This window comes from Hyalangium versicolor (genome assembly GCF_020103695.1).
Classification (GTDB): Bacteria; Myxococcota; Myxococcia; order Myxococcales; family Myxococcaceae; genus Hyalangium; species Hyalangium versicolor.
Genome location: NZ_JAHXBF010000011.1, coordinates 348,932 through 375,779, shown reverse-complemented (window position 1 = coordinate 375,779; position 26,848 = coordinate 348,932). Strand labels below are relative to the sequence as shown.

General features: G+C 66.8%; 12 protein-coding genes. 8 read left to right on the top strand and 4 right to left on the bottom strand.

Annotated elements, in window-relative coordinates; all coding sequences use genetic code 11:
• Positions 1–132 precede the first annotated feature (132 nt).
• The 6 genes from KY501_RS24240 to KY501_RS24215 all read left to right on the top strand — a co-directional run bounded on the left by KY501_RS24240 (position 133) and on the right by KY501_RS24215 (position 14,976).
• Positions 133–5,424 (top strand): trifunctional serine/threonine-protein kinase/ATP-binding protein/sensor histidine kinase, encoded by a 5,292-nt coding sequence (locus KY501_RS24240; RefSeq protein ID WP_224365628.1) that lies wholly within the window; start codon positions 133–135, stop codon positions 5,422–5,424.
• A 123-nt stretch (positions 5,425–5,547) separates the two neighbouring features.
• Positions 5,548–7,833: an SF1B family DNA helicase RecD2 gene (gene recD2, locus KY501_RS24235; RefSeq protein ID WP_224365627.1), complete on the top strand. Its 2,286-nt coding sequence runs from the start codon at positions 5,548–5,550 to the stop codon at positions 7,831–7,833.
• 212 nt (positions 7,834–8,045) lie between these two features.
• Positions 8,046–8,879: a siderophore-interacting protein gene (locus tag KY501_RS24230; protein ID WP_224365626.1), complete on the top strand. Its 834-nt coding sequence runs from the start codon at positions 8,046–8,048 to the stop codon at positions 8,877–8,879.
• Between the two features lie 7 nt (positions 8,880–8,886).
• Positions 8,887–9,147, top strand: coding sequence for a phosphopantetheine-binding protein (locus KY501_RS24225; RefSeq protein ID WP_224365625.1), 261 nt, complete (start codon positions 8,887–8,889; stop codon positions 9,145–9,147).
• Positions 9,093–10,640, top strand: coding sequence for a tryptophan 7-halogenase (locus tag KY501_RS24220; protein WP_224365624.1), 1,548 nt, complete (start codon positions 9,093–9,095; stop codon positions 10,638–10,640). Before KY501_RS24225 ends, KY501_RS24220 begins: the two co-directional genes overlap by 55 nt.
• A gap of 43 nt (positions 10,641–10,683) precedes the next feature.
• On the top strand, positions 10,684–14,976 hold the full coding sequence (locus KY501_RS24215; RefSeq protein WP_224365623.1) for a non-ribosomal peptide synthetase: 4,293 nt from the start codon (positions 10,684–10,686) through the stop codon (positions 14,974–14,976).
• 112 nt (positions 14,977–15,088) lie between these two features.
• Here KY501_RS24215 and KY501_RS24210 read toward each other — a convergent pair whose 3' ends face one another.
• Together KY501_RS24210 and KY501_RS24205 are read right to left on the bottom strand one after the other, a co-directional pair.
• A complete protein-coding gene (locus KY501_RS24210; protein WP_224365622.1) occupies positions 15,089–16,354 on the bottom strand; it encodes a S8 family peptidase in 1,266 nt (421 codons plus the stop codon).
• A 133-nt stretch (positions 16,355–16,487) separates the two neighbouring features.
• Entirely contained in the window at positions 16,488–17,486 is a 999-nt protein-coding gene (locus KY501_RS24205) for a threonine ammonia-lyase (RefSeq protein ID WP_224365621.1), read from the bottom strand.
• Positions 17,487–17,564: 78 nt separating this feature from the next.
• On the opposite strand from KY501_RS24205, the gene KY501_RS24200 reads away from it, so the two are divergent.
• Entirely contained in the window at positions 17,565–18,485 is a 921-nt protein-coding gene (locus KY501_RS24200; RefSeq protein WP_224365620.1) for a LysR family transcriptional regulator, read from the top strand.
• A gap of 21 nt (positions 18,486–18,506) precedes the next feature.
• Here KY501_RS24200 and KY501_RS24195 read toward each other — a convergent pair whose 3' ends face one another.
• The gene (locus tag KY501_RS24195; protein ID WP_224365619.1) at positions 18,507–20,630 is read right to left on the bottom strand and encodes a hypothetical protein; all 2,124 of its coding nucleotides are present in this window, start codon (positions 20,628–20,630) and stop codon (positions 18,507–18,509) included.
• A gap of 71 nt (positions 20,631–20,701) precedes the next feature.
• On the opposite strand from KY501_RS24195, the gene KY501_RS24190 reads away from it, so the two are divergent.
• Positions 20,702–23,389, top strand: a complete 2,688-nt coding sequence (locus KY501_RS24190; protein WP_224365618.1) for a M1 family metallopeptidase — start codon at positions 20,702–20,704, stop codon at positions 23,387–23,389.
• 85 nt (positions 23,390–23,474) lie between these two features.
• On the opposite strand, the gene KY501_RS24185 is transcribed toward KY501_RS24190, so the two are convergent.
• Complete coding sequence (locus KY501_RS24185; protein WP_224365671.1) at positions 23,475–26,753, bottom strand: CARDB domain-containing protein; 3,279 nt, start codon at positions 26,751–26,753, stop codon at positions 23,475–23,477.
• Between the last annotated feature and the right edge of the window lie 95 nt (positions 26,754–26,848).

The window sequence follows — 26,848 nt, the reverse complement described above, 5'->3', positions numbered from 1 at the left end:
CGGCCCAGGAGTCAAGGGAGGGGGCTCCCATCCTCCAAGGAGGATTCGCTGGTAGGCTTGTAGCATCCGGCATGTGCGTGTTGTCACATGGATTGCTCATGCACGGACCGCTGCCCGCGGGGGGACACTTGCATGTTGGACATCCCGGGATACAGGGTTCTAGGAACGATCCGAGCCACCAGCTCGAACGCGCTCTTCCATGCCGTGCGCGAGGCCGATGCGCTGCGCGTCATCATCAAGACGCCGATGGCGCCCTCTCCGGGCCCGCGTGAGCGAGAGCGCTACCGCCGGGAGTTCGGAATCCTCCAGCGGCTTCAGGATGTGCGGGGTGTGGCTCGACCGTATGCCTGTGAGCGGATCCACGAGCGGCCCGTGCTGCTGCTGGAGCGGGTGCAGGGCGAGGCGCTTTCCGAGCACGTGGGGCAGCCGTTCGAGGTCTCCCGCTTCCTGCGCCTGGCCCTCTCCCTGGCCTCGACGCTGGCGGAGGTCCACAGCCGCAACGTCATCCACAAGGACATCAAGCCCTCCAACATCATCCTCGAGCCCTCCGGGGAAGCGCGGTTGATCGACTTCGGGGCGGCCACCCTCCAGAGGGTCGAGCACCTGGACGCCGCGCCCTCCCACCTCATCGATGGGACGCTGGCTTACATGTCGCCCGAGCAGACGGGCCGAATGAACCGAGCGGTGGACTACCGCACCGACTTCTACTCGCTGGGCGTCACGTTCTACGAGCTGTTGACAGGACAGCGGCCCTTCCAGGGGCGTGACGCGCTGGAGTGGTTCCACGCGCACATGGCCCAGAACCCGAAGCCTCCGCACGAGGTGAACGCCCAGATTCCTCCGGCCCTGTCGGCCATCGTGATGAAGCTGCTGGCGAAGGTCGCCGAGGAGCGCTACCAGAGCGCCGAAGGGGTGAAGGCGGACCTCGAAAGATGCCGTGAGGGACTCAGCAAGAACACGCTGGAAGCGTTCACTCCGGGCGCTCTCGACATCCCCAACCACTTCCAGGTGCCTCAGCGGCTCTACGGGCGCAGCGCCCAGGTCTCGAGCCTGCTCCAGGGGTTCGAGCGCGTGGTCCGCACCGGCAAGCCGGAGCTCTTCCTGGTCAGTGGCTACTCGGGCATCGGCAAGTCCTCGGTGGTGCACGAACTGCATAAGCCCGTGGTGCAGCGGCGCGGCTTCTTCCTGAGCGGCAAATTCGACCAGTTCCAGCGAGACGTCCCCTACATCGCCGTGGCGCAAGCCGTCCGGGGGCTGGTGCAGCAGGTGCTGGCGAGGACCGATGAAGAGATTGCGCGCTGGCGTGAGCAACTGATCCAGGTGTGGGAAGGCCAGGGGCAGGTGCTCGTCGATCTGGTTCCTCAAGTAGAAGTGCTGGTGGGCAGGCAGCCGCCGCTCCAGGCGCTTCCCCCGGGTGAGGCGCAGCACCGCCTCCATCGCGTGGTCCGCCAGTGCCTGGGTGTCTTCGCCAGCGCCGAGCATCCGCTCGGGGTGTTCCTGGATGATCTGCAGTGGGCGGACCTGGCCAGTCTCCGGCTCATCGAACAGCTGCTGTCCCAGCCAGAGACGCCTCCCGTGCTGTGGATTGGCGCTTACCGCGACAACGAGGTGAGCCCGACGCACCCGCTGGTTCCGGTGATGAACGAGGTGCGCAAGGCGGGCGCGAAGATCACCGACCTCCGGCTGGATCCCCTGAGCCTGGAACAGGTGACCCAGCTCGTGACGGATACGCTGCCGGGCGTGGGCGCGGGGATCGTCACTCCTCTCTCGGAGTTGGTGTACGAGAAGACGGGCGGCAACCCCTTCTTCCTCCTTCAGTTCATGGTGACGCTCAGCCAGGACGGCCTGCTGGCCCGCGTGCCTGGAGAAGGATGGAGGTGGGATGCCGAGGGAGTCCGGGCCCGGGGCTACTCGGACAATGTCGTCGACTTCATGGCGAGCAAGCTGCGCCAGCTCCCCCCTGGAACCCAGCACCTTCTGCGGCTGGCCGCCTGCGTGGGGAGTGGATTCTCACTTTCAATGCTGGGCACCCTCTCTGGGCTCGCGGACGTGGGGGAGGTGGAGCAGGGGATCGAGCCTGCACTCCGGGAAGGACTGCTGGTGCGCGGGGGCCCGGAGCAGTATCGCTTCCTCCACGACCGCATCCAGCAGGCGGCCCATGTCCTCACCTCCGAAGCGGAGCGCAAGGCCACCCACCTGCGCGTCGGCCGGCTGATGCTGCAGAGCCTGTCCCAGGAGCAGGTGCACGAGTCGATCTTCGAAGTGGTGGGCCAGCTCAACGCAGGGGTGGAGCTGATTGAGGAGCCCTCGGAGCGCCTCCACCTGGCACGGCTGAACGCCGCAGCGGGTTGGAAGGCCGAGGCAGCGGTGGCGCACCGCCCCGCTGTGACCTACCTCGCGGGAGCCTTCGAGCTCATTCCAGGAGATCCCTGGGAGACGGACCCCACGCTGGCCTTCAAGGTGCGCCTCTCCCAGGCTCGATGCGAGCTCATGACGGGCAACACCGTCAGGGCGCGCGAGCTGGCGCAGGGACTTCGCTCCCGGACGCAGACTCGCGCGGACATCGCGGCCATCTTCTGCCTGATGGCGGATAGCTGGTTCGCCTCGGGTGAACCCCCGGGGGCCGTCCGATGCATGGTGGAGTGCATGGAGCTGCTGGGCATGCCCATTTCACCGCGCCCCACCTTGGAGGAGGTGGTGGCTGCTCATGATGAGGCGTGGGCCCTGATGGGGGAGCGCTCCATCGAGAGCCTCATCGATCTGCCGCCCATGACCGACCCGGACATGAAGGCGAGGATGAGTGCCCTCGCGGGTTTTTTTGGGACGGCCTACGTCACCAACAACCACCTGTTGGTGGTCCTCCTGTCCCGGATGGTCTCGCTCACCCTGCGCCACGGCTTCACGGAGTCCGCCGTGCTGGGCTTCGGCTGGTTCGGGGTGCTGACGGGATCCTTCTTCAAGCGCTACCGGGAAGGACATGCCTTGAGCCAGCTTGCTCTCGGGTTTGTCGAGCGGCACAACCTGCGTGCCCAGCGGTCGGTGGCGTTCCTGAGCCTGCAGTGCATCTCCTACTTCACGCGGCCTCTGCCAGCCGTTCAGGAGCTCCTCCTCAGCGCCTTCCACCATGGGCTGCAGACGGGGGACTTCTACAGCGCCACCTATTGCAGCACCACGACCCTCTGGAACCGCCTCGCCATGGGGCACAACGTGGACGACGTGTACGAGGACTCTGTCACGCGCAGCGGCTTCTTGCGTAAGGCTGGGCTCCAGGGGCCGCTGGATCTGCTCCTCATCTACCAGCGTTACATGCAGCAACTCCGAGGGCGCACCCCCCGGTTCGACACCTGGAGCGGGGACGGCGTCGACGAACAGGCCCTCGAGGCCACCATGGCGGCCAGTGGCATGGGCCCCACGCAAGCCTGGTATTGGATCGTCAAGCTCCAGTCGCGCTTCGTGTGTGGCTCCTACCCGGCGGCCCTCGAAGCGGCGGAGAAGGCCGCTGAGTTCGTGTGGTCCATGAACGGCGCCATCATTCTGCGCGAGTTCCACCTCTACGGAGCCCTCGCTCGGGCTGCGCTCTTCGAGGAGGCAGCGCCGGAAGAGCAGCAGCGGCTCCTGGAGGCCATCCAGAAGCACCGGGAGCAGCTCGCGGAGTGGGCGGAGAGCTGCCCCGAGAGCTTCCGCGCCCCCGAACTCATGGTGTCCGGAGAGCTGGCCCGTCTCGCGGGGCGAGCCGATGAGGCGACGCGCGCTTACGAGGAAGCCATCCGCACCTCCAGGGAGAGCGGTGCCACCCAGTACCTGGGATTGGCCAGCGAGTTGGCGGCGAACTTCTGGCGCACGCGACAGGCGTCCATCGTCGCCCACAGCTTCGCGCGCGAGGCCTGGGCGGCGTACAAGCAGTGGGGCGCCATGGGCAAGGTCCAGCACCTGGAGGCCCAGTGGCCCAGCCTCGCGTCCGCGGAGATCGTCTCTTCTGAGAACACCAGCAGCACGGACTCGAAGCGCATCGACGCGCTCACGGTGGTGAAGACCCAGCAGGCCATCTCGGGCGAGATCCTCCTGGAGCGGTTGGTGACCACGCTGCTGCAGGCAGCCATCGAGAACGCAGGCGCTCAAGATGGCGCGCTGTTGCTGCCGAGCGGAGATTCTCTCTCGGTGGTGGCCTCCTCGCTCGCCTCTCCTGGCGAGTCCACCGTTACGCCGGATGAAGGCACGGCCAGGGAACTGCCTTGGGCGCTGCTCTCGTACGTTCGGCGGACTCGCGAGCCCGTGGTCATCGGCGATGCCTCCAAGCCCCATCCCTTCCTGTCGGATGAATATCTGGCGCGCAGTGGGGCCCGCTCGGTGTTGTGCCTGCCGCTGATACGTCAGGAGCATTTCGCCGGAGTGCTGTACCTGGAGAACAATCTGGCCACCAATGCCTTCAGCCCCGCGCGGCTGGCACTGCTGGGCCACATTGCCTCTCAGGCGGCCATCTCCATCGAGAACGCGCGGCTCTACGCGGACGTGCAGCGGGCGAAGGCGGAACTGCGCAGGGCCAATGATGAGCTGGAGCGGCGCGTGGAGGAGCGCACGCGCGAGCTGCGGCAGGCCCAGGCCCGGCTGGTCGATACAGCGCGTGAGGTGGGCATGGCGGAGGTGGCCTCCAACGTGCTGCACAACGTGGGCAATGTGCTCACCAGCGCTGTCATCAACTTGGAAATGATGCAGCGGGCCGTGGGGGCCTCACGCGTGGGTCGGCTGAGACAGGCCACGACCTTGTTGTTGGAGCATCGAGACGATCTGCCGAGCTTCCTGGCCCCGAACGCGCGAGGTGGCCACCTGCCGGAGTACCTGGCGAGGCTGGCGGATGAGCTGATGGGGCAACAGACGCGCCTGTTGGAGGACATGGACGCGATGGGGCGGCACATCGAGCACATCCGAGCCATCGTGCAGGTGCAGCAGATCTACGCCAAGAGCTCGCTGATGACGGAGGAGTGCGATCTCGTGTCCCTCATCGAGGATGCGCTGCGCATCCAGACGGCGGCGCTCGAGCGCCATGGCGTGGCCATCCGTCGTGAGCTGTCACCGGTGCCCCGGCTGAAGCTGGACAAGCACAAGGTGTTGCAGATTCTCATCAACCTGATCAGCAACGCAAAGTACGCGCTGGACGCGGTGCCCGAGGGAGAGCGCCACCTGGACTTGCGGTTGACGTCGGATGGGAAGCATGTGCGCATCCACGTGCTGGATGACGGGATGGGAATCGCTCCCGAGGTGAGGGAGAAGCTGTTCGTACACGGCTTCACCACACGCAAGGATGGACATGGTTTCGGGCTGCATTCGAGCGCGCTGGCGGCTCAGATGCTGGGAGGACGCCTGACATTGGAGAGCGACGGCCCAGGCAAGGGCGCCGTGGCCATGCTGGAACTCCCGATCACCTGAAGGACGTCAGTTTCCCCACGAGGACTGGCCCCTTGGTCGGCCGCCTCCTCGGCGTGCTGCCCTTGAACGGCTCCGGGTCTTCTCCTGCCTCAGGGTGGCCACTCCCTGATAAATTCCGATGCCATGTCTGCCTCCCGCCCTTCCTCGGGCCAAGCCGCCGACGGGGGAGGCCTCCTGCCCTCCACGCGGGAGGAGAACCCCGGAAGCCGCGACGCCCACGCGATCGAGCGCCCTCCCATCACCCTCGAGGGCAGCGTCGAGCGCGTCACCTATGCCAACGAGGAGGCCGCCTGGAGCGTGGTGCGGGTGGTGATCCCCGGCCGGAAGGAGCCCATCACCGCGGTGGGCAATCTCCTGGGCGTCCAGCCAGGGGAGTTCCTTCGCCTCGCCGGCCAGTGGGTGCACGACCGCAAGTACGGTGAGCAGTTCCGGGTCATCTCCTTCTCGACGGTGAAGCCGGCGACGTTGGTGGGCATCGAGAAGTACCTCGGCAGTGGGTTGGTGAAGGGCGTGGGCCCGGCGATGGCCCGGCGCCTGGTGGAGCACTTCGGCCTGGAGACGCTGGACATCATCGACTCGAAGCCCGAGCGGCTGGCGGAGGTGAAAGGCTTCGGGGAGAAGCGCCGCAAGCTCCTGCGAGAAACCTGGGCCGAGCAGCGGGACATCCGCCAGGTGATGGTCTTCCTGCAATCCCACGAGGTGCCGGCCAGCTTCGCGGTGAAGGTCTACAAGCAGTACGGGGCCCGGGCGATTGACGTCGTGCGCGACAACCCCTACCGGCTGGCCATCGACGTGTACGGCATCGGCTTTCTCACCGCCGACCGCATCGCCCGCTCTCTCGGCGTGCCCTCCGACTCACCCAAGCGCGCCGAGGCAGGCGTGTTGCACGTGCTGCGCGAGTTCTCCGAGGACGGTCACCTCTACGCGCCGCGAGACAAGCTCATCGCCCGCACGGTGGAACTGCTGGAGGTACTGCCTCCGCTCGTGGAGACGGCCATCACCCGGTTGGACGCCGCCGAGTACATTACCGTTGAGGGAGCCAGTGCCCTGGCCCACCCGCGCCCCGAGGATGCCTGCGAGGCGGTGTATCTGAAAGCCCTCCACGTCTCGGAGATCGGTGTCGCGAATCTCCTCAAGGCGCTGTGCGCCTGGCCCGCGCGGCCCCTGGAGGTGGACGTGGAGCGGGCCATCACCTGGGCCGAGGGCCACCAGGGCCTCTCGCTGGCGCCTGAGCAGAAGGAGGCGGTGCGACAGTCGGTGGTGTCCAAGGTGCTGGTCATCACCGGCGGCCCGGGCACCGGGAAGACGACGCTGGTCAACGTCATCCTCTCCATCCTGGAGAAGAAGGGGCACCGGATCCTGCTGTCGGCGCCCACCGGGCGCGCGGCCAAGCGGCTGGGGGAGACGACGGGGCGAGAGGCGGAGACCATCCACCGGCTGCTCGAGTACAACCCCCGCACCCACAGCTTCCAGCGCGATCGGAACAACCCGCTCCGGGCCGATGTGCTGGTGCTCGACGAGGTGTCCATGGTGGACACCGTGCTCATGCTCAACGTGCTCAAGGCGCTGCCGCCCCACTGTCAGCTGTTGCTCGTGGGGGATGTGGACCAGCTGCCGAGCGTGGGGCCGGGCAGCGTCCTGCAGGACATCATCACCTCCGGGCACGTGCCGGTGGTGCGGCTGAAGCACATCTTCCGCCAGGCCCGGTCCAGCCTCATCATCACCAATGCCCACCGCATCAACCAGGGGGAGCTGCCCCAGGTGCCCCCCGCGGACGCGCTGGCCGACTTCTACTTCATCGAGAAGGAGAAGCCGGAGTCCATCCTCGCGGCCCTCAAGACGTTGGTGAAGGAGCGCATCCCGCGTCGCTTCGGGCTGCACCCGGTGGACGAGGTGCAGGTGCTCGTGCCGATGAACCGGGGCCTCATTGGCACCGCGAGCCTCAACGCCGCGCTCCAGGAGCACCTGAACCCTTCAGGGGAGGAGTTCACCCGGGGCAACCGGACGTTCCGGGCAGGCGACAAGGTGATGCAGGTGCGCAACAACTACGAGCTTGGCGTCTTCAACGGAGACATCGGGCGGGTGGAGGCCATCGACCGAGAGGAGCAGGAGCTGGTGGTGCGCTACGAAGGACGGCATGTGGCCTACTCCTGGGCCGACCTGGACGAGCTGGTGCTCGCCTACGCCACGAGCGTGCACAAGTCGCAAGGCAGCGAGTACCCGTGCGTGGTGCTGCCCCTGCATACGCAGCACTTCACGCTGCTGCAGCGCAACCTGCTCTACACCGGTGTGACGCGAGGCAGGAAGCTGGTGGTGCTGGTGGGGAGCAGGAAGGCGCTGGAGATCGCGGTGCGCAACGGAGACACCCAGAAGCGCTTCACGCGACTGGCCTCGCGGCTGCGGGACTGAAGCCGGTCTCCGCGGCCGCACGGCGCCTCCGGTTACCGAAGGAGTCCTCGTTGGAGCGTGCGGTCCTGCCGGGCAAACGGGCTGCTACTTCACTCTGGGTGAATGCGGTTTTGATACTGATTCTGCAAGTCACTTGCATCTTCGAGTGGACTATCTGTATAAGCCGTCTGCACGCAGCGTCTGCCCTTCAGCGTTGGTTTCAGAGAGCCCCCGTGACAGCCCCCTACCCAGCTACCGACAAAGAGCCGCTGCGGCGGCTTACCTCGCACGAGCTTCGGTTTCGCAGGCTGCAGGTGGTCTCGATCACGCCAGTGACCCACCGGCTCACGCGAGTCACTGTGGGCGGCGCGGAGCTCGACGGCTTTACGTCGCTTGCACCCGACGACCACGTGAAGGTCTTGTTCCCGCCCCCCGGTGCCGACGAGCCGTCCTTCCCGGAGGTCGTGGCTGGCCATGTGAGCTGGCCACCCGGCCGCTCGCGCCCGCTTGCACGTGACTACACGCCGACCCGTTTCGACGCGAAGGCGCGCGAGCTCGATATCGAGATCGTGCTGCACGAGGGTGGGCACGCCACGGCCTGGCTTCGGAAGCAAGCCAGGCCGGGGGCCATTCTCGGTGTCGCGGGCCCGCGCGGCTCCCACGCATTCACGCGAGTTCCTTCCTCCTTGTTGATGGCTGGAGACGAAACCGTACTCCCGGCCATCGCACGCTGGCTTCGCGAACTGCCCGCCGGCACGGACGTGCACGCCTTCATCGAAGTGAACGACTCGCGCGACGAAGTCCCGCTGCCGACTCGTGCCAACTTGAAGGTGCGGTGGCTCCATCGCGGCAGGGCCGAGGTGGGCACGACGACGCTGTTGGCGGACGCCGTCCGGTCAGCCGCGTTGCCGCAATTCGAATACGCGTTCGTCGCGGGTGAGGCGGGCGCAGTGAAACACCTGAGGCTCTACCTGCTCAACGAGCTTCGGCTTCCGAGCGACGCATTCAGCGCACGCGGCTACTGGAAGCGCGGTACGGACGATCACCAGGAACCCCACGACGACTGAGGGTCAAATGCAGAAGGGCACTCTAACGCGGTCACAGATTCGCGCCGACATCGCCAAACTCTTGGATGTTCCACCTGAGCAGCTTGTCGATGACAAGCACCTCGTGGAGCAGGGCATGGACTCGATCCGTCTGATGACGTTGGTCGAGCGATGGCGCGAGCACCGCGCCGACATCGACTTCATCACGCTAGCGGAAGAACCCACCGTCGAGCGTTGGAGCAAGCTCTTCGGGGAAACGAATGGCGATCTGAAGGGAAAGTCCGAATGAAATCTCAAGAATACGATGTTGTCGTTGTCGGAGGAGGGCCGGGAGGATCCTCGGTTGCGACGCTCATTGCCCGCCGTGGCTACCGCGTCGCCCTGCTGGAGAAGGAAACCTTCCCGCGCTACCAGATTGGTGAGTCGCTGCTACCCGCCACCGTTCACGGCGTCTGCCGCCTGCTGGGCGTCACCGAGGCGATGGAGCGAGCGGCTTTCATGGTGAAGCGCGGCGGAAGCTTCCGCTGGGGAACGAACCCGGTGCCTTGGAACTTCCTGTTCGCGATCTCGCCGGAGCTGTCGGGACCGACGTCCTACGCGTACCAGGTCGAGCGCTCGAAATTCGACGAGATCCTGCTGCGCAACGCAGCCGAGAAGGGCGTTCACGTACAGGAGGGCGTCTCGGTTGACGAGGTGATCGCCGATCCGGAACGCGTGCGCGGCGTTCGCTACACCGACGCCAAGGGTGCCAAGCATGAGATCCGCGCCCGCTACGTGATCGACGCCTCTGGCAACACCACGCGCATCAGCGACCACGTTGGAGGCAAGCGCATCTACTCCGAGCATTTCCAGAACGTGGCGCTGTTCGGCTACTTCGAGGGCGGCAAGCGGCTGCCCGGCGCGGACGCCGGCAACATCTTGTGCGCCGCGTTCGACGAGGGGTGGTTCTGGTACATCCCCCTGAGCCCCACGCTCACCAGCGTCGGCGCGGTCATCAGCAGGAACCGAGCGCACGAGATCCAGGGAGACGAGGCTGCTCGTGAGCGCGCTTTCTTCAGCTTCATCGACCGTTGCGCACTGGTGAAGGACTATCTGAAAGACGCCCGGCGCATCACCGACAACGGCATCTACGGAAAGTTGCGCGTTCGAAAGGACTATTCCTACGCCAACACGAAGTTCTGGCGGTCGGGGATGGCCCTCGTCGGCGACGCGGCGTGCTTCATCGACCCTGTCTTCTCGACCGGTGTGCACCTTGCCACTTACGCCGGCCTGTTGGCGGCGCGCTCCATCAACAGCGTGCTCTCGGGGGCCATGACCGAAGAAGAGGCCTTTGGCGAGTTCGAGGGCAGGTACCGGCGCGAATACAAGGTGTTCTACGAGTTCCTTTGCGCGTTCTACGACATGCAGAGCAACGAAGACGGCTACTTCTGGAAGGCGAAGAAAGTCACTTCGTTCGACAGCTCGGCCATGGAGGCGTTCGTCACCCTGGTGGGCGGTGTGTCGTCGAAGGAAGCGGCGCTCGTGGACGCGAACGCGGTCGCGACCAAGTTCGAATCGTCGTCTCGTTCCCTGGCCAATGCCGTCGCGGCCACGGGTGACATGACGACACGGTCGGGCGAGCGCATGAATCACATGTTCCGCGTTCCCGTGGTCGGTGACGTGATGCAGGAGATGAATCAGATCCAGCGGCGGGGCGTTCTCGGCTCTGGGATGAAGGAGTCTCCGCTCTTGCCGGGCGGGCTCGTTCCTTCCGATGACGGCCTGGCGTGGGCACGCCCCTGAGCATTGCCGGGAGTCTGTCTTCAAAATAGAACGGGGTTGAAGCGTGCGACACGGTGAGCATCTAGCCCTGACGGCGGCCCAGCACGGCATCTGGGCCGGCCAGCAGCTCGATCAGAGCGGCGTGCTCTACAATGTTGCCGAGTGCATCGAGCTCGTTGGCCCCGTGCAGGTCGAGTTCTTGGCGGCTGCCGTCCGAGGGGGGATCGACGAAGCAGAGGCTTTACATCTGCGCGTCGTCGCCGGCGAGGACGGCCCGTCACAGAGCTGGGAGCCGGAGCCGAACTGGTCGCTGCCGGTTCTCGACCTCCGTCGATCGAATGATCCGTGGCGCGCGGCGCGGGACTGGATGCATGCAGACCTGCGCCGTCCGCTCGCGCCGCAGCGGCAGAACGGGCTGTTTCGGGCCGCATTGCTGGTCGCGTCCGACGAACGGGTCTTCCTCTACATTGCGCTGCACCATATCGCTCTCGACGGTTTCGGGTTTTCGCTGCTCGCGCGACGCATTGCGCAACTTTACACGGCGGCGGTGCGGGGATTGCAGCGGCCACCGCGGGACTTTGGATCCTTCGCGGACGTCGTCGCGGATGATCTCCGCTACCGCGCGTCATCCCAGCTCCAAGAGGATCAGGCGTTTTGGCTGAGGCGCCTGGCGAATGCAGCGCCGCCGCCGAGCTTGAGCGCGCGCAGCGCATTTCCGAGTCAGACACCGATCCGGCACATGACCACGCTGCCGTTGGCGCTACGGGAAGCGCTCAGCCGCATCGCTCAAGGCGTGCGCGGGCATTGGGGCGATGCGTTGTTGGCCGCCTTCGCCGGCTACCTGCACGCGGAGACGAGCGCCGACGAGGTATCAATCGGCCTGCCGATGAACGGCCGCATGGGCTCCGTCGCGTTGCGCGTCCCGAGCATGATCATGAATATCGTGCCGTTCGTCCTCCCTGTGTCGGGGCGCGGGAGTTTCCTCGAGCACGTGACCGCGGCGGCGACGGAACTGCGGACGTTGCGACCGCATGCACGCTACCGCTACGAAGGTTTGCGTCGCGACTTGAACCTCGTGGGTGGGACACGCCGCCTGTTCGGCCCGGTGCTGAACGTCATGCCCTTCGAACTCGGGCTGCATTTCGCGGGGCTCCAGGCCGTGGCCCACAACGTCGCCGCGGGGCCGGCGGAGGATCTCGCCCTCAATGTTCGAGTGCGAAGCGGTGGCTCCGAAGTCACACTCGCGCTCGATGCCAACCCGGCTTGCTACGAAGCGAGCGAGCTTGCCGTGCACGCGCAGCGCTTCCTCGAGTTCCTGGAACGCGTGGTGGCAAATCCCGGCGAACCGCTCACTCCACGGCCGCGCTCCGCGAAGAGCTCCACGGTGGCTGGCCCCGTCGAGAGTGAACCCCTGAAATCGGCGGCGCAGGACGTGGTGGCGGCCTTCTTGCGGCGTGCCGAGGAGGTGCCGAGGAAGATTGCCCTCGAGGAGGGCACGCGCTTGACGACCTACGCCGAGCTCGCCCTCGACGCGCGTCGCATCGCAGGGCAGCTTCGAGAGGCGGGGGCACGAGAGGACAGCCTCGTCGCGATGATGCTGCCGCGAGGCGCCGATGCCATCAGCACGATGCTCGGCGTGCTCATGGTGGGCGCATCGTACGTACCACTCGATCCGGAAGGTCCCTCCGCGCGCACGGCGAGTATCCTTGCTGACGCCAGACCGGCGTTGCTGGTGACGAGCGAGGCCTATCGGGAATGGGTGCCAGAGCTGCCTGGGACGATCGTGTTCGTGGAAGCCGCGCGACGGAGTATCCCGCTTGCTTCACAGCAGATCTCCGCCGCGGGGGATGCTTACGTCATCTACACGTCCGGGTCGACTGGACGGCCGAACGGTGTCGTGGTCGGACGCACCGCGCTCGCGCACTTCGTAGCGGCTGCCACGCAGCGCTATGGGTGGTCCAGCAGCGAGCGAGTGCTTCAGTTCGCGCCACTGCAGTTCGACGCGAGCGTCGAGGAGATCTTCCTGACGCTGTGCTCGGGAGGGACGCTGATCGTTCGTAGCGAGGAGATGATGCAATCGCTCCCTCGCTTCCTCGAGGCTTGCCGCCAGCGTGAGCTCACGCTCCTCGATCTGCCGACCGCGTTCTGGCACGAGCTCGTATACGCGCTCTCCGTAGGCGGCGTGGAGTTACCTCCCAGCCTGCGCACGGTGATCATCGGCGGTGAGGCGGCGCTGCCCGAGCGGGTCACGCTCTGGCGGACCGTCACGAGGCCAGGTATCCGGCTGTTCAACACCTACGGTCCTACCGAAACCACGGTGGTCGCGACTTCCGCCGACTTGAGCGAACTCGACGTCATGGCGGGCGAGCCCGTACCGATCGGCGTGCCCCTGCCAGGCGTCGGGGTGGCGATCGTGGACGGCTCGGGAGGACTGACCGATGCAGGTCCCGGTGAGCTCTGCGTCTTTGGCCCCACGGTCGCCACCAGCTACCTTCGCCAGCCGGAGCTCGACACCAAGCGCTTTTTCGTCCTGTCGCAACTGCCGGGGCAGCCGCGCGCGTACCGTACCGGCGACATCGTGCGCCGCCGCGCCGACGGACAACTCCTCTTTTTCGGTCGCGTGGATGACCAGCTGAAGATCAGCGGTCAGCGCGTCGATCCGAGCGAGGTCGAAACAGTGCTCCTGCGTCATGGGAGCGTGCGCGAGGTTGCGGTGGTCGCGCACGAGCTGGCGCACGGCTCGAAGCGGCTTGTCGCGCACGTGGTCACAGCCGAACCAGCCCCAAGCGCGGCGGAGCTCCGCGCCCACGCCCAGAGCGCCTTGCTCGGGGCCGCCGTGCCCTCCGCGTTCCTTTTCACGACGCAGCTCCCGAGGACGAGCTCCGGCAAGATCGATCGTGCCGAGCTGCGCAGGCGTTCCGTCGACGCGCGTGCGGCGGACCCGGTCGAATCCGGAAATCCCCTCGAACGGCGTATCCTGCGCATCTGGCGCGAGGTGCTCGGTGACGACGAGATCTCGCTCCATGACGACTTCTTCGACCGTGGAGGCCAGTCGCTTCAAACGATTCAGGTGGCCAGCCGGCTCGGTGCCGAGCTCGGCCGGGAAGTCCCAGTCAATCTGGTGTTCCGCCATCCGACTGTCGCGGAGCTTGCCCAGGCGCTCGCTGATCCGACCTCTACGCCCCAGACGAAGCCTTACGCCCAGGCTGGCGACGACGCGGTGCTCTCGGCCGAGATCTGGCCTGCGGCCGCCTCCGCCAAGGCCGACGCGGTCCCGCGAGCCGTCCTGCTCACGGGAGCAACGGGGTTCGTCGGAGCGCAGCTCCTGCACGCATTGCTCACGGAGACCCAGGCACGCGTGATCTGCCTGGTCCGCGCCTCGAGCGCTCGAGAGGCGGAGTCGCGCGTGCGCGAGGCGCTCTTGGCCCAGGGCTTGCCGTCGGCGAGCAGCGGACGTCTCGAGGCTGTCGCGGCCGACCTTGTGCTCGGGCGCTTCGGTCTGGACGAGTCCCTCTTCCGAGGTCTCGCGGAGACTTGCGACGCGGTGTTCCACGCGGCGGCCGCGGTCAGCCTCGTCCGCGGCTATTCCAGCTTGCGCGCGTCGAACGCCGTTGGCACGCACGAGATCCTTCGCTTTGCGTGTGCCGAGCGCACGAAGCCGCTGCACCATGTGTCCACTCTGGCCGTCGCCGCGCGTGCCGGGAATGGCGCCGTCGAAGAGGAATTCGTCCCGATGCCTCCTCCTGGGCGAGACGGGTACATGCTCAGCAAGTGGGTTGCCGAGCGGCTCGTGGAGCAAGCCATCGGGCGCGGCTTGCCGGCGTCGGTCTATCGGCTTGGCCGGGTGGTGGGTGCTCCGGAGACCGGGTTCGTCAATGTGCAGGACATCGTCTTTCGCTTGCTGCTTGCGGGAGTCCCAAACGGTGTGCTGCCTGCGATCGACGTGGTCGAACCGTGGACACCGGTCGATTTCGTGGCGCGAGCGATCGTCGCGCTTTCCCGCGAACCTCGTGCGGGACAAGTCTATCACCTCGCCCCTGCGCCGCCGGTCCACTTGCGTCAGATCTTCAGCTGGGTGGCGGAGTACGGGTATCGGATAGACCTGTGTCCGCTGGATGAGTTTCGTGCACGGCTCAAGGCGACGGCGAACCCGGACAGTGAAGCGACCCTCGCGTTCTTCGACGTGCAGGCGGGCCCCAGCGCCGCGCCCATGCGCATGGACGAGGTCCGTTCGGGAAACCTCGAGCGAGCGCTTGCTGGGAAGGGCCTGCGCTGCCCGAGCATCGATCGCGACGTCGTTTACAGGTACCTCGACTTCTGCGTTGCGAAAGGTCTTCTGCCACGCCCCGTGCGGTGAACCGCGTGAGCGAGCGCGTGGCGCCACGCTGCACTGATGCCCGTGGCTGTGCTTCCTTCAGTGGCAGGCCCGGGATGCGAGCGGATCAGCACATCCCGGGAAGATGTCTGGCCTAGCGGCTGGCGAACGCGGCGGTGGCGCTGGCCTTGGCGGCGGCCACGGCGGCGGCGATGTCCAGCTTGCCGCCCGTGCTCACCTTGCCCTTCAGGTCCGGATCCACCTGCACCGTCTTCATCAACAGGTCGCGCACCTGCGCCGCCGTCAGGTTCGGGTTCTCCGCGAACATCAGCGCCGCGGTGGCCGCCACGCGCGGGGTGGCCATCGAGGTGCCGCTCATCTCTTCCCAGCGGCCGCCCGGCACCGTGCTCAGCACGTCCTCGCCCACCGCGGCCAGCTCCACCACCTTGTCGCCATGTGACGAGAAGCGCGCCAGCTTGTCGTTGTTCCGGTCCATGGCCGCCACGGTGATGACGTTCGGCAGGTTCACGTTGGCCGGGAAGTCCTGCACGTTGTTCATGTTGCTGCCGTTGCCGTTCGCCGTGGCCGCCACCAGCAGGATGTCCGCGTCGGCCAGCTTCTGCACCGCCGCCTTCCAACGCTTCTGCGAGGCCGCATCCCGGTACTCGTCACCGAAGCTGGCGTTCACCGCGCGGATGTTGGCGCCTCGGGCCTTCTGGTCCACCACGTAGTCCACCGCGCGCTCGAAGTTCGTCAGCAGGTCCTGTCCGTCGTACAGGCCTCCCACCGAGAGGACCTTCGCCTTGCCCGCGGCCACGCCCGTGCTGCCCTGGCCGTTGTCCTCGGAGGCGATGATGCCCGCCACGTGCGTGCCGTGGTCCGTGCCCTCGCCCTTCATCGGATCACCCGAGTTGAAGCCCACGTTGAAGCCGTGGACATCGTCGGTGTAGCCGTTGCCGTCGTTGTCGATGCCGTCACCGGCGATTTCGCCGGGGTTGGTCCACATGGCGTCGTCCAGGTCCGAGTGCGTGTAGTCCACGCCTCCATCGAACACCGCGACGATGGGCTCGCCCGCGGGGGTCGGCTTCGGGTCGACGCCGCCCACCTTGCCTGCGGCCTGGGCGCTCAGCGGCTCCGAGGCGGCCAGCGGCTGGCGCGTGGTGAGCGGACGCAGTGCCGACGGCTCCGGGGTGTGGAGCTGCGGAGAGCCGGGGCGCAGGCCCGAGGGACGCGCCACCAGATTGCCGCGACCGGGGCGGTCCACGAGGTTCGAGGGGGCTGCATCGAAGCCATCCACCGGGCGGCCCGCGCGGGACTCGGCGCGGGATGTCGGGGGGGCAGCAGGCTGAGGGGAGGCCGCCGCCGGACGAGAGGGCTGCGGCTGGATTGAGGGGGAGGAGAGCTTCTGGATGGGGGCCACGGGGATAACCTCGTGAAATCAGGCGTCGTAGGATTTATGCCTGAATTGTCGGAGGTAAGCGCCCAAAGTTGCTTATCCACCTACAAAAGGATTCATTTTCATACTTCAGCTACATTGTGGGTGGAGAGGTGCGTCATGACCCGCCCATGTTCTTCGGGGGCGAGGGGGCGCTGAGCAGGTTCAGGTACCGTTCTCGGCTGATGTTTCGCCCGGTGATGACGGCCACCACGTTGCGGAAGCCTGCGGGTGGGTTGCGCAGCAGCGCCGCGACTGGGGCAGCGCCGGAGGGCTCGACGACGAGCTGATGCTCCTCCAGCAGCCAGGCCATGGCATCGCGGATGTCCGCCTCGGACACGAGCAGCATCCGGTCCACGAACCGCTGGAGGAGCGGGAAGGTGAGGGAGTCCGTTTCCACCTGCGCCCCCAGCCCGTCCGCGATGTTGGGACGTGTCTCCACGGGCACGGGTTGGCCCTTCTCCAGCCACTTCGTCAGGACCGGGCTGTCTTCTGGCTGAACGCCCCAGAGGCGCGCGGAGGGTGCCATCCGTTCGAGCGCCAGGCCCATGCCCGACAGCAGCCCGCCGCCTCCGACGCCCACCACCACCAGGTCCACTCCGGGGAGATCTTCCACGATCTCCACTCCGACCGTTCCGCCTCCCGCGATGACGTCCGCATCATTATAGGCGGAGACGAAGAGCTGGGCGTGCTCGAGCGCGTGGGCACGTGCAGCCTTGCGCGCGGCCTCCACGGATTCGTGGAAGTGCGTCCGCACCCCGTAGCGCTGGATGACCTCCAGCTTGCGAGCATCCACCGAGCGAGGGAGGAACAGCTGCGCGGGGACTCCCAACGTCTGCGAGGCATGGGCCAGGCCGATGCCATGACCTCCCGCCGAAGAGGCCACGACGCCCCGGGCCCGCTGCTCCGCGCTCGTCGACAGGAGTTTGTTGAAGGAGATGCGTGGCTTGAAGCTGCCCGTCACCTGCAGGCACTCCAGCTTGAGGAAGGCGCTGGCGCCAATTCTCGTGGACAACGCCGAGGAAGGCTCCAGGGGAGTGTGCCGGATGAAGGGAGCGATGCGGGTCCTGGCGGCCTGGACGGACTCGAAAGAAGGGGAGGGAGGCGTTCCATTCATGGAGTTCCTCAGTGCCACGGTCCTTCGCGGGGTGCAGTGCGTGAATGCGCGAGGCTGCTCATGCAAAAATGCAGAGGCATGGACTGGAATGATTTGCGCTACCTCCTGGCGCTTCGGGAGCACGGCTCACTCTCCGCGGCAGCTCGCTACCTCCGGGTGAACCAGGCGACCGTGGGGCGTCGGCTGACGGCACTGCAGCGGGATGTCGGGGTTGCCCTCGTGGAGCGCTCTTCCCAGGGCATGCGGCTGACACCGGCGGGAGAACAGGCGGTGCTGGCGGCGCGGCGGATCGAAGAGACCACGGTTTCGCTGGAGCGGCAGCTCGCTGGGGCCGAGCCACGGGTAGCGGGCCTCGTCCGGATCACGGCTCCCGACACCGTGGCGAGCCAACTCCTGGCCCCTCACCTGTCTGAGCTTCGCACGCGTCACCCGGAACTGCGGCTGGAACTGGTCGCCAGTGCCCGCGCCGTCAATCTCTCGCGGCGGGAGGCGGATGTCGCGGTGCGGCTCTTCCGTCCTCTGGAGCCCACCTTGGCCGTGCGCCGTCTGGGAACGCTGGCCTTCGCGCTCTATGCCTCACGCGAGTACGTGCGTCGGCATGGGCGTCCTCGACCTGACTCGCTGCGCGAGCATGTGCTGGTGGGGGACGACGACTCCGTGACTGGCACGCCCGAGAAGCAATGGCTGGAAGAGGTTGGGCAGGGGGCCAGCTTCGTCCTCAGGAGCAATAGCCGCTATGCGCAGTTGGCCGCTGCCCGGGCCGGAGCTGGGGTGGCCTTGCTTCCTTGTTATCTCGTGGATGTCGAGCAGGGCCTCGTGCGGCTCTGCGAGCCGGATGTCGTGCCACCCCGAGAGGCCTGGCTGGTGGTGCATCAGGACCTCCAGCGAGTCCCGCGCGTGCGTGCGGTCCTCGACTTCGTGGCGGAGGTCTTCACCCGCGAGAAGCCCCGCCTGCGCGGGGAGCGTCCTGCCCCTGGGAGGCGGCCTGGGAGCAAGTAGGTGCCTCTCAGGCATCTCTCTTCAGGTGTTCTGGCGAACCTGCACGGTGATTGCGCAGCGCTCACAAACGAACGCGAAGAGATCAAAGTACAAGATATCGAGCCCTGCCGTGTCGAGCTGCCCGACGAAGAACATTGCGCGTTCACACTCCGGACAGGAGGGAACCTCGGGACTTTGTGTCCACTTGGGCCGTCCCCCGATGCGCCCGAGCGGGGTTCTCGAATCGGCGGGATCGAAGGGAGAGAGCTCCACTCGCTTGGGCGCAGGCTGCTTCTCCCTCTCGCCCCGACAGTAAATGCGCTCATCCATGATCATTTCCTGCTGCTCCAAGGGATCCGAGATCAGCCGCAGATGCCCGGGTTGTATCCCGGCTCGCGCCTCGTAGTAGGCGGCCCACTCGTCACACCCCGGTTTCTGGCATGCGCTGATGGCGAAATGGAAAGCCTGGAGTCTGTCTGACGAATCGCAGTGTACGAGTTCGAGAGGGACACGCGCGAGATGGGCGGGAGGCAGAAGGCAGTAGATGCCTCGCGGCTCCTCGAGCCAGGTCTGCGGCTCCAAGCCTGTCTCGAGTTGCAGCGCGTCTGCGCGTGGAGCCTCACTCGTGGGGACGGCGTGAAGGACGCGCTCGTTGGGATCGAAGCGGCGCACCGCGGGGCCTTGGGCTGGGATCTCGAGGCAACCACTCTTGGTGGCGCTCTCGTGGACAAGTGGGATCTCTCGCGCGAGATCCGCCAGCCGCATGAGCGCGCGCGGCGTGTCGGCGGCGAGAAGGAGCTCGAGCTCCAGGGCCCGGCCTTCGAGGCGGCGCGTGGTCTCCGCCATGGCATCCACGAGAGGATCACTCGCCCCCCGGGCGATCTCGCTCCACCGCCGCCAATCCAACTGCTTCAGCAGAGCCTTCCACTCACCTGGCCACGCGAGCATGCGTGCCAGGTGGGGATGAAAGCTCTCCGGGTAGGCTCGAACGAGCGGAACGAAGAGGAGAGAGCGCTCGCGCCGGTCTAGGAGTTCTCCCGCCAGCGCGACGCGATCCTCAGGGCTCGCCTGCACCAGGTCAGCTCCCGTCTTGGGCTCGAACCCACGACTCTTCGGGGGCTCCGGCACATTCCTCAGGGCGAGGGGACCTTCGCGCCATGTCGAGTCGGCATGGATGAGGGCCATGGGATGCACCGCGGGGGCCCAGACGATGCCGGCCGCGGTACCGCCGGAGTTCGCTGCGAGCGAGGCAAGCCCGAATTCTCCGTCGGCATCGTGAATCGGCGCCACGTCGGCCCACCGTCCACGACTCGCGAGCGTGGCCGGGTCGAACTCGTAGAGGGCGTAGGACGCCTTCTTCTCTTCCGCGAACACGGCCACCAGGCCCTCAGGCACCGGCAGCAGCGCGCTCCGGATCAGGCCCTGGCCCGCGCGTGTGTCGGTCGGTCCTGGCAACTCGCGCTCAGCCATCACGCGCCCGTCCTCCAGTGACATCGCGAGGAGCCTCACGCGCTCGGTGAGCAAGAACATTCCGCGCTTCAGATCAAACGAGGCACGCGCGACCTCGGGGGAGAAGGAGAGCCGATGGTGTGCCAGTATGCGGTCGGCCCTTCCGAGAAGGACTCGCCGATCATGGTACGGCGCGGCAGCGAGAGACTCGTTCACGAGAATGGCCCAGTGCTTGCCATCGGGGGCGAAGACCGGCCGCGCAAGGTATTTGAACCGGCGCCCACCGCTCTCCGCCACAACACTGCCTTCCGCCAAGGTCTCGAGCTGCCCCGTGGGAGAGACAAGGACCAACTGAAAGGTGTTGGGCCGGACGCGCGCATGAAACTCGCGTACGGGCCCATAGGTACTTGGGTCGTTGACAGGGGCCCGCGTCATGACGAGCGCAACCTGGCCCGTCGGATGAAGGGTCTTGCAGCCGTGGGAAGCGATCCCGTCCCAATTGCGGCGCCGCAGTGTCGGAGCCTGAAGATCGAAGAACCCCTGGTCTCCCAGAAAGAGGGTCCCATCCTCGGCGAGTCCCAGCTCGTCGGAGGTCGTCGAGGAACCGTATGCGTTGGCGACCTCGCGCCCTTCGCGGATGAGCTGCACATGCCCACCCGTGCAGCGGACCAGGGTCCGGGTGGGCTCATGGATGAGGATTCGAACGGAGTCGGTCACCCGGAGAGCTTCGCGTGGCACACGGCTCGCGACAAGCAGTACGGAAGCGTGGGGTGCTAGGTTCGCGCGCCATGCGCCCGTTCCTCCTTCCGCTCCTGGCCCTCGTCGCTCTCCACTGCGCTCACGCTCCCGAGCCCCCGGCTTCGGCAGCTCCCCCGGCCGCCACTCCGAGCTGGCCCGAGCCGCAGCCTCCCGCTCTGCGTCTGGGCGAGGCGGTGCGTCCGGTGCACTACCTGCTGGACCTGACCCTGCTCCCGTCCGAGCCTACGTACTCCGGCACCGTCACCGTCGATCTCGATGTGCGCGAGCCCACGCGTCAGGTGTGGCTGCACGCGCAGGATCTCGAGATCACCCAGGCACGTGTCCTCAGCGGCGGTCGCGCGGTGGAGGCCAGGCCCGTCACCGCCAGCGAGGGGCGGCTGGGCGTTCTGCTCGCCGAGCCGCTCAGCCCCGGACATGCCCAGCTCATCCTCTCGTTTCAGGGCCACACGGATCGCGAGCGCAGCCAGGGCCTCTATTCGGTGGAGGAGGGGGGCCAGCCCTACCTCTACACCTTCTTCGAGCCCATCGATGCGCGGCGCGCCTTCCCGTGCTTCGACGAGCCGGGCTTCAAGGTGCCTTGGGTGCTGCGCTTCACGGTGAAGCAGGAGCACGTGGCCCTGGCCAACTCGCCCATCGCCTCGGAGGAGCCGCTGGCCGGCGGCCTCAAGCGCGTCACCTTCGCCGAGAGCCGCCCCATGCCCAGCTACCTGGTGGCCTTCGTGGTGGGTCCGTTCGATCTCGTGGAGGGCAGCCCCATTGGCCGCAACCATGTGCCACTGCGCTTCATCGTTCCCAAGGGCCGTGGCGCCGAGACGGCCTACGCCGTCAAGGTCACCCCGCGCATCATCACCCTGCTCGAGGATTTCTTCGATCAGCCCTATCCCTACGAGAAGCTCGATGTGGCGGTGGTGCCTCGCTACTGGGGGACCATGGAGCACCCGGGCATCGTCGCGCTCGGCCAGCCCCTCACCTTGATCCGCCCGGGCGAGGAGACGGTCATGCGCCGCAGGGCCTACGCGAACATCGCCATCCATGAGTTGGGCCACTACTGGTTCGGGGACGTCGTCACCTGCCGGTGGTGGGATGACATCTGGCTGAACGAGTCCCTCACCTCGTGGCTGGACACGAAGATCACCGATCAATTCGAGCCGTCGTGGAACTTCGCGCTGGACGGGCAGGCGAACTCCCTCGCGTTTGCACTTCAGGTGGACTCGCTTACCGCCACGCCGCCCCTGCGCAAGCCCATCACCACGAACGACGACATCATCGGCTCGTTCGACAACGGCACCACGTATGCCAAGGGCGCCTCGCTGCTCAACATGTTGCAGGGCTGGCGCGGCCTGGAGCCCGTGCGCGACATGCTGCGCGCCCATGTCCGGGAGCACGCCTGGGGCGTGGCCACCACGGAGGACTTCGTGGCCACCATCGGAAAGACGCTGGGCCCCGATACGGCTCACGTCTTCCAGAGCTTCATCGAGCAGCCGGGCGCTCCGCGCATCTCCGCCGCTCTCGAGTGCAAGGCGGGGGCGCAGCCTGTGCTGAAGCTGTCGCAGGAGCGCTTCCTGCCGGCGGGCTCCCCGGGCTCGAAGGCACAGAAGTGGAACGTCCCCGTGTGCGCGCGCGCGGGCCGGGGCAAGGACACCACGCGCGCGTGCACGGTGCTGTCCGCGGAGACGGGCGAGCTGCCCTTGTCCCTGTCCGGCTGCCCCACGTGGGTGCTGCTCAACGCGGAGGGAACGGGCTACTACCGCTCGGGCTATACGCGCGAGCAGCTCAGCCCCCTGTGGGCGACTCCCGCTGGCACACTCACGATCTCGGAGCGGCTGACGCTTCTGGGAGACGTGAAGGCCGGAGTGGATCGGGGGGACGTGCTCCTGGGCGAGGCGCTGAAGATGGTTCCCTCCACTGCCTCGGATCCCAGCTCTCTCGTCCTCGATGGAGGTCTCCAGCTCTTGTTCTCCGTTCACATCTCCTTGCTTCCCGAGGCGGATCAGCAGCGCTTCCGGAAGTGGGTGCGCACCCTCTACGGTCCCCGGGCTCGCGCGCTGGGCTGGAAGTCGTCACCCGGCGAGAGCGATGAGGTGAAGGAACTGCGTTGGCAGCTCCTCTCGCTCGCGGCCGGTATGGGGCAGGACCCCGCACTCAGCCAGGAGGCGGGGCGGCTTGCGAAGGCGTGGCTGGCGGACCGCAAGGCCGTGGATCTGGAACTGGCTCGGCCGGCCTTGCAGATCGCCGTGCGCAAGGGAGACACGAACCTCTTCGAGCAGATCCTCGCCCAGGCGCGCAAGGAGCAGGACCGGAACGAGCGTGCGGAGCTGCTCGGCCTGCTCGGGGGCTTCCAGGATCCCGCGTTGGCGAAGCGAGCCCTGACGCTGGTGGCCGGAGACGAGTTCGACGTGCGTGACACCCAGCGCATCCTCCAGGGCGCCTTGTACAGACCGGAGACCCGCGCGCTGGCCTGGGAGTTCTACCAGCAGAACTTCGACAAGTTCGCGAGCAGGCTTCGCTCGGACGAGGTGGGCCGGCTCATTGGGATCACGAGGGTCTTCTGCGAGGAGTCGCAGCGCGCTGAGGCCGAGGCACTGCTGAAGCCCCGCGTGGCGCAGATCGAGGGCGGCCCGAGAGAGCTCACCCGCTCGCTCGAGGCCATCCGCGTGTGCGTGGAGTCCGAGCGCCGCAATCAGCCCAGTGTGCTGGAGTTCCTCCGCCACCTGTGAGCTGGCAGTGAGGGGCGGCCAGGACCTTCGCCGGAGCGCAGGCTCGGAGCGAAGGTCCTTGGCCGCTTGGGCGATGGGCCCGAGGTTACTGGCCGGTGATGACGAACTGCGAATTGGACTGGTTGACGATGTTGCCGTCCGCCGAGCCCGTGATGGTGACATTCGTCAACGTGGCGCTGCCTCGGGCGCCACCCATGGCCAGGATGCCGGCCCCGTTGATCGAGTTGCTGATCTTCACGTTGCTGATCGCGACGCTAGGCATGTTGCCGCCACCGTTCTTGAACTGGATGCCGTCGTAGGTCGAGTCATAGATGTCGGTGTCCCGGATGGTGACGCCGGTGATGTCCGACGTCGACGGGAACAGGGTGATCGCCCCGAACTCCTGGTCCTCATTCCAGAACGCGCCGCCGGTCCGGTAGAGCCCGTTGTTGGCTATGAGTGTCGTCCCCGAGAAGGGCAGGGGGCTGTGATCGGTGGCCAGCATGATGCCCGGGTAGTTCATCGTGTCGTAGATCAGGTTGTTCTCGATCGAGTTGCCGTAGCCGCCATAGATGGCGATGCCGTTCGCGCGCCAGGGCAATTGGACGGTGTTGTTCACGAAGTGGTTGTCGTGGGCGATGTCCACCGAGGAATTCTTGACGTAGGGGTTGGCCCAGACCGCCAGGGAGTCGTCACCGGTGGTGCGGAACGACGAGTTGAACACCCGCGAGTTGCGCGTGCCGTTGCTGAAGTTGATGCCGTCCGCGTAGGTGTTGCGGATGCGCATGCCACTGAACTGCAGGCCATCGGCCGGGCCCCACAGATCTGGGATGTTGTCGTAGTCACGGCCCACCCAGACGGCCACGTTGGCGTGCTCGATCCAGACGTTGGTGATCTTCGTGTTCTTGCCGAACCGGCCGTTCAGGCCGACGCCGCCCTCGGCGTTGCCGTCGCCGCCGCGGATCCGGCCCGAGCCGAAGATGGCGATGTCGGAGATCTGGACGTTGTCGTCGATGTCGAAGCCGAAGTTGCCCTCGTGGGGGTGGTTGATGCTGGTCGGCTGGTTCTGCGGCTCGATCGTGGCGTAGAGCTGCGAGTGCCACATTCCCGCGCCACGGATCGTCACGTTGCGGATGCCCACCTGGTTGTACATGCCGCGGTTGAGCGGATCGTCGGTGAGGATCTTCTTCTCCTGCCGCCACTGTCCCGCGGGGATCCACACGCAGGTGATGACGCCGTTCTGGTTGTCCGTCACTGCCCGCTGGATGGCGTCCGTGTCTTCGATGCCATCGTTCGGCACCGCGCCGTAGTTCGTGATGGAGGTGCACTCGGTAGGCTTGCTCAAGGCCGGCGCCACCTGCTCGAGATCGATCACGTCGATGATGTAGAAGGAAGCCGTGTCCGTCCCGTCACGCTGCAGGCGGAAGGTGGTGCCGGCCGGGTAGGACTGCGCGAGCAGCGCGTGCGACTCGTCGAACAGCCGCCGGGCATCGGTCTGGGGCGTGTTGGTCAGTGACTCCGGACCGTCCGAGTTCCCGTACAGCCAGCTGTGCCGCGACGAGAGCGTGAGCTTCTGGACGAAGCTGCCATTGATGTAGAGGCTGATCGTGGCCTCCTGGCCGCCGCCGCCCGAGGCGTCGGGGATGCTGTTGCGCACGACGATCGAGTTGGCCTGGTTGGTGGAGGTGAACTCGACGTACTGCCCGGAGCTGTTCAGGCGCACGGACTTGCGGCCCGAGGACTCGGTGGCGAAGTTGGTGTGCCCGAAGGTGCGCAGCGAGTCCGTCTCCAGCAGGGTGCCGTTGTAGCGGCCGGCCTCGGCCTCGTAGGAGGTCCAGGGGACCGCCGCTCCGCGGCCGACCACGATCGACTGCGAGAACGCGTTGTTGTCCTCGTGGGTCTCGGCGACGACGCCAGTCGCATCCGCGGTGGCTGTGATGGTGGCTCCTCCGCTGGTGGCGGTCCAGGTCCCACTGGTGGTCACGGTGGCGGTGGCGCCAGCGGCGATGGACGGGGTGGAAGCGTCGAGCGTGCTGCTGCCCACCACGACACGGGTCACCGTGTTGACGCTGACCGCCGTGGTGCCGCGGTTCTTCACCGCCACGCTGAAGCTGACCGCCGCCCCGACGGCCGGGTTCGCGGGGTTCGGGCTGATGCTCAGCACCTGGAGATCCGGCCCGGGAGCCTCGGACACGGTGAGCTTGGTCGGGTTGCTGTACGCGTTGTTGCTCTCGTTCTGCTCGACGACGGTGTTGTCAGGGTCGGCGGTGGCGCCGATCGTGTAGGACCCGGCGGCCTTCTTTCCGATCGATGCGGACACGGTCGTGGACGCACCGGCCGCGAGGCTGGGGACGGAGGCCGTGGCGAGCTTGATGCCTTCGACCGTGAGGGCGGCCGTCGTCGCCGCGGACTGCCGGGTACCCGCGTTCTTCACCGTGGCCGTCAGCGTGATCGTGTCGGACTCGATGGGTGCGCTCGGCGACGCGGTGACGCTGGTGACGGTGAGGTCGGGGTTGGCGGAGGGCGTGCCGAAGACCTGGAACTCGGAGACCTGGCCATTCCCGGAGCCGGTGTTGCCCGTGAAGACGAGCCGGACATCAGCGGCAGTGCCAGTAAACGATACGGAGACCGTGTTGCCGGTCGCCGGGTTGAACGTGTACCCCGCGGAGGCCTTGAGGGTGGTGAACGAGCTGCTGCTCTGGTTGCGGCCCTGGACCTCGAAGGTCTGGGTGCGGGTGCCCCAGACGCTGGCCGGAGGAAGCTTGATGACGACGCCGGTGAGGTCGACGTTCGTGCCGAGCGAGACCGTCAGGGTGCTCGGGTACTGGCCTCCCGCGCCCTCCCAATAGGTGTCGGTCTTGTCATCGTTGGCGTTGGCGGCGACGAATTGGTACTCCGTCGATGAGCCCACGATGGCCTTGCCGAGGGCGAGATTGGTGCCGGTGGGAGGCGGATCCGTGGGAGGCGGGGTGGTGCCGGCGGTGCCGCGGACTTCGAACTCGGACAACTGGCCCGCGCTCCACCCGGTGTTGGCGGTGAGGTTGACGCGCACGTAACGCGCGGACGTGTCCGGGACGTCGATCGTCACGGTGTTGCCCGAGGAGGGATTGAACGTGTAGGTCGCGCTCGCCTTGAGGGTGCTGAACGACGAGCCGTCGGTGGAGGACTGGACGGACAGCGTCTGGTCACGAGAACCCCAGCCGGCTGGCAGCCGCAGGACGACATCCTCGACGGTCGCGGTCGAGCCCAGGTCGATCTGGGCCCATTGGGGGAAGACACCGTTGGTCGACTCCCAATAGGAGTCCTGGTTCCCATCGGTCAGGTTGTTGGCCGTGTATGGGCTGTTGTTGCTGCTGGCGGATGCGGGCTTGCCCGAGGAGAGCACCGAGCCCAATGACGCGCTGCGTATGACAATTGCGCCCGAGGGGGGCATGTCTTGCCCGTCAGACAAATCGCCCGAGGGGGTGCATGCGCTGGTGA

Coding starts and splice junctions, on each gene's coding strand:
- KY501_RS24200 (WP_224365620.1), top strand. CDS start 17,565: ATGGACTGGAATGATTTGCGCTACCTCCTGGCGCTTCGGGAGCACGGC.
- KY501_RS24225 (WP_224365625.1), top strand. CDS start 8,887: ATGCAGAAGGGCACTCTAACGCGGTCACAGATTCGCGCCGACATCGCC.
- recD2 (WP_224365627.1), top strand. CDS start 5,548: ATGTCTGCCTCCCGCCCTTCCTCGGGCCAAGCCGCCGACGGGGGAGGC.
- KY501_RS24240 (WP_224365628.1), top strand. CDS start 133: ATGTTGGACATCCCGGGATACAGGGTTCTAGGAACGATCCGAGCCACC.
- KY501_RS24205 (WP_224365621.1), bottom strand. CDS start 17,486: ATGAATGGAACGCCTCCCTCCCCTTCTTTCGAGTCCGTCCAGGCCGCC.
- KY501_RS24190 (WP_224365618.1), top strand. CDS start 20,702: ATGCGCCCGTTCCTCCTTCCGCTCCTGGCCCTCGTCGCTCTCCACTGC.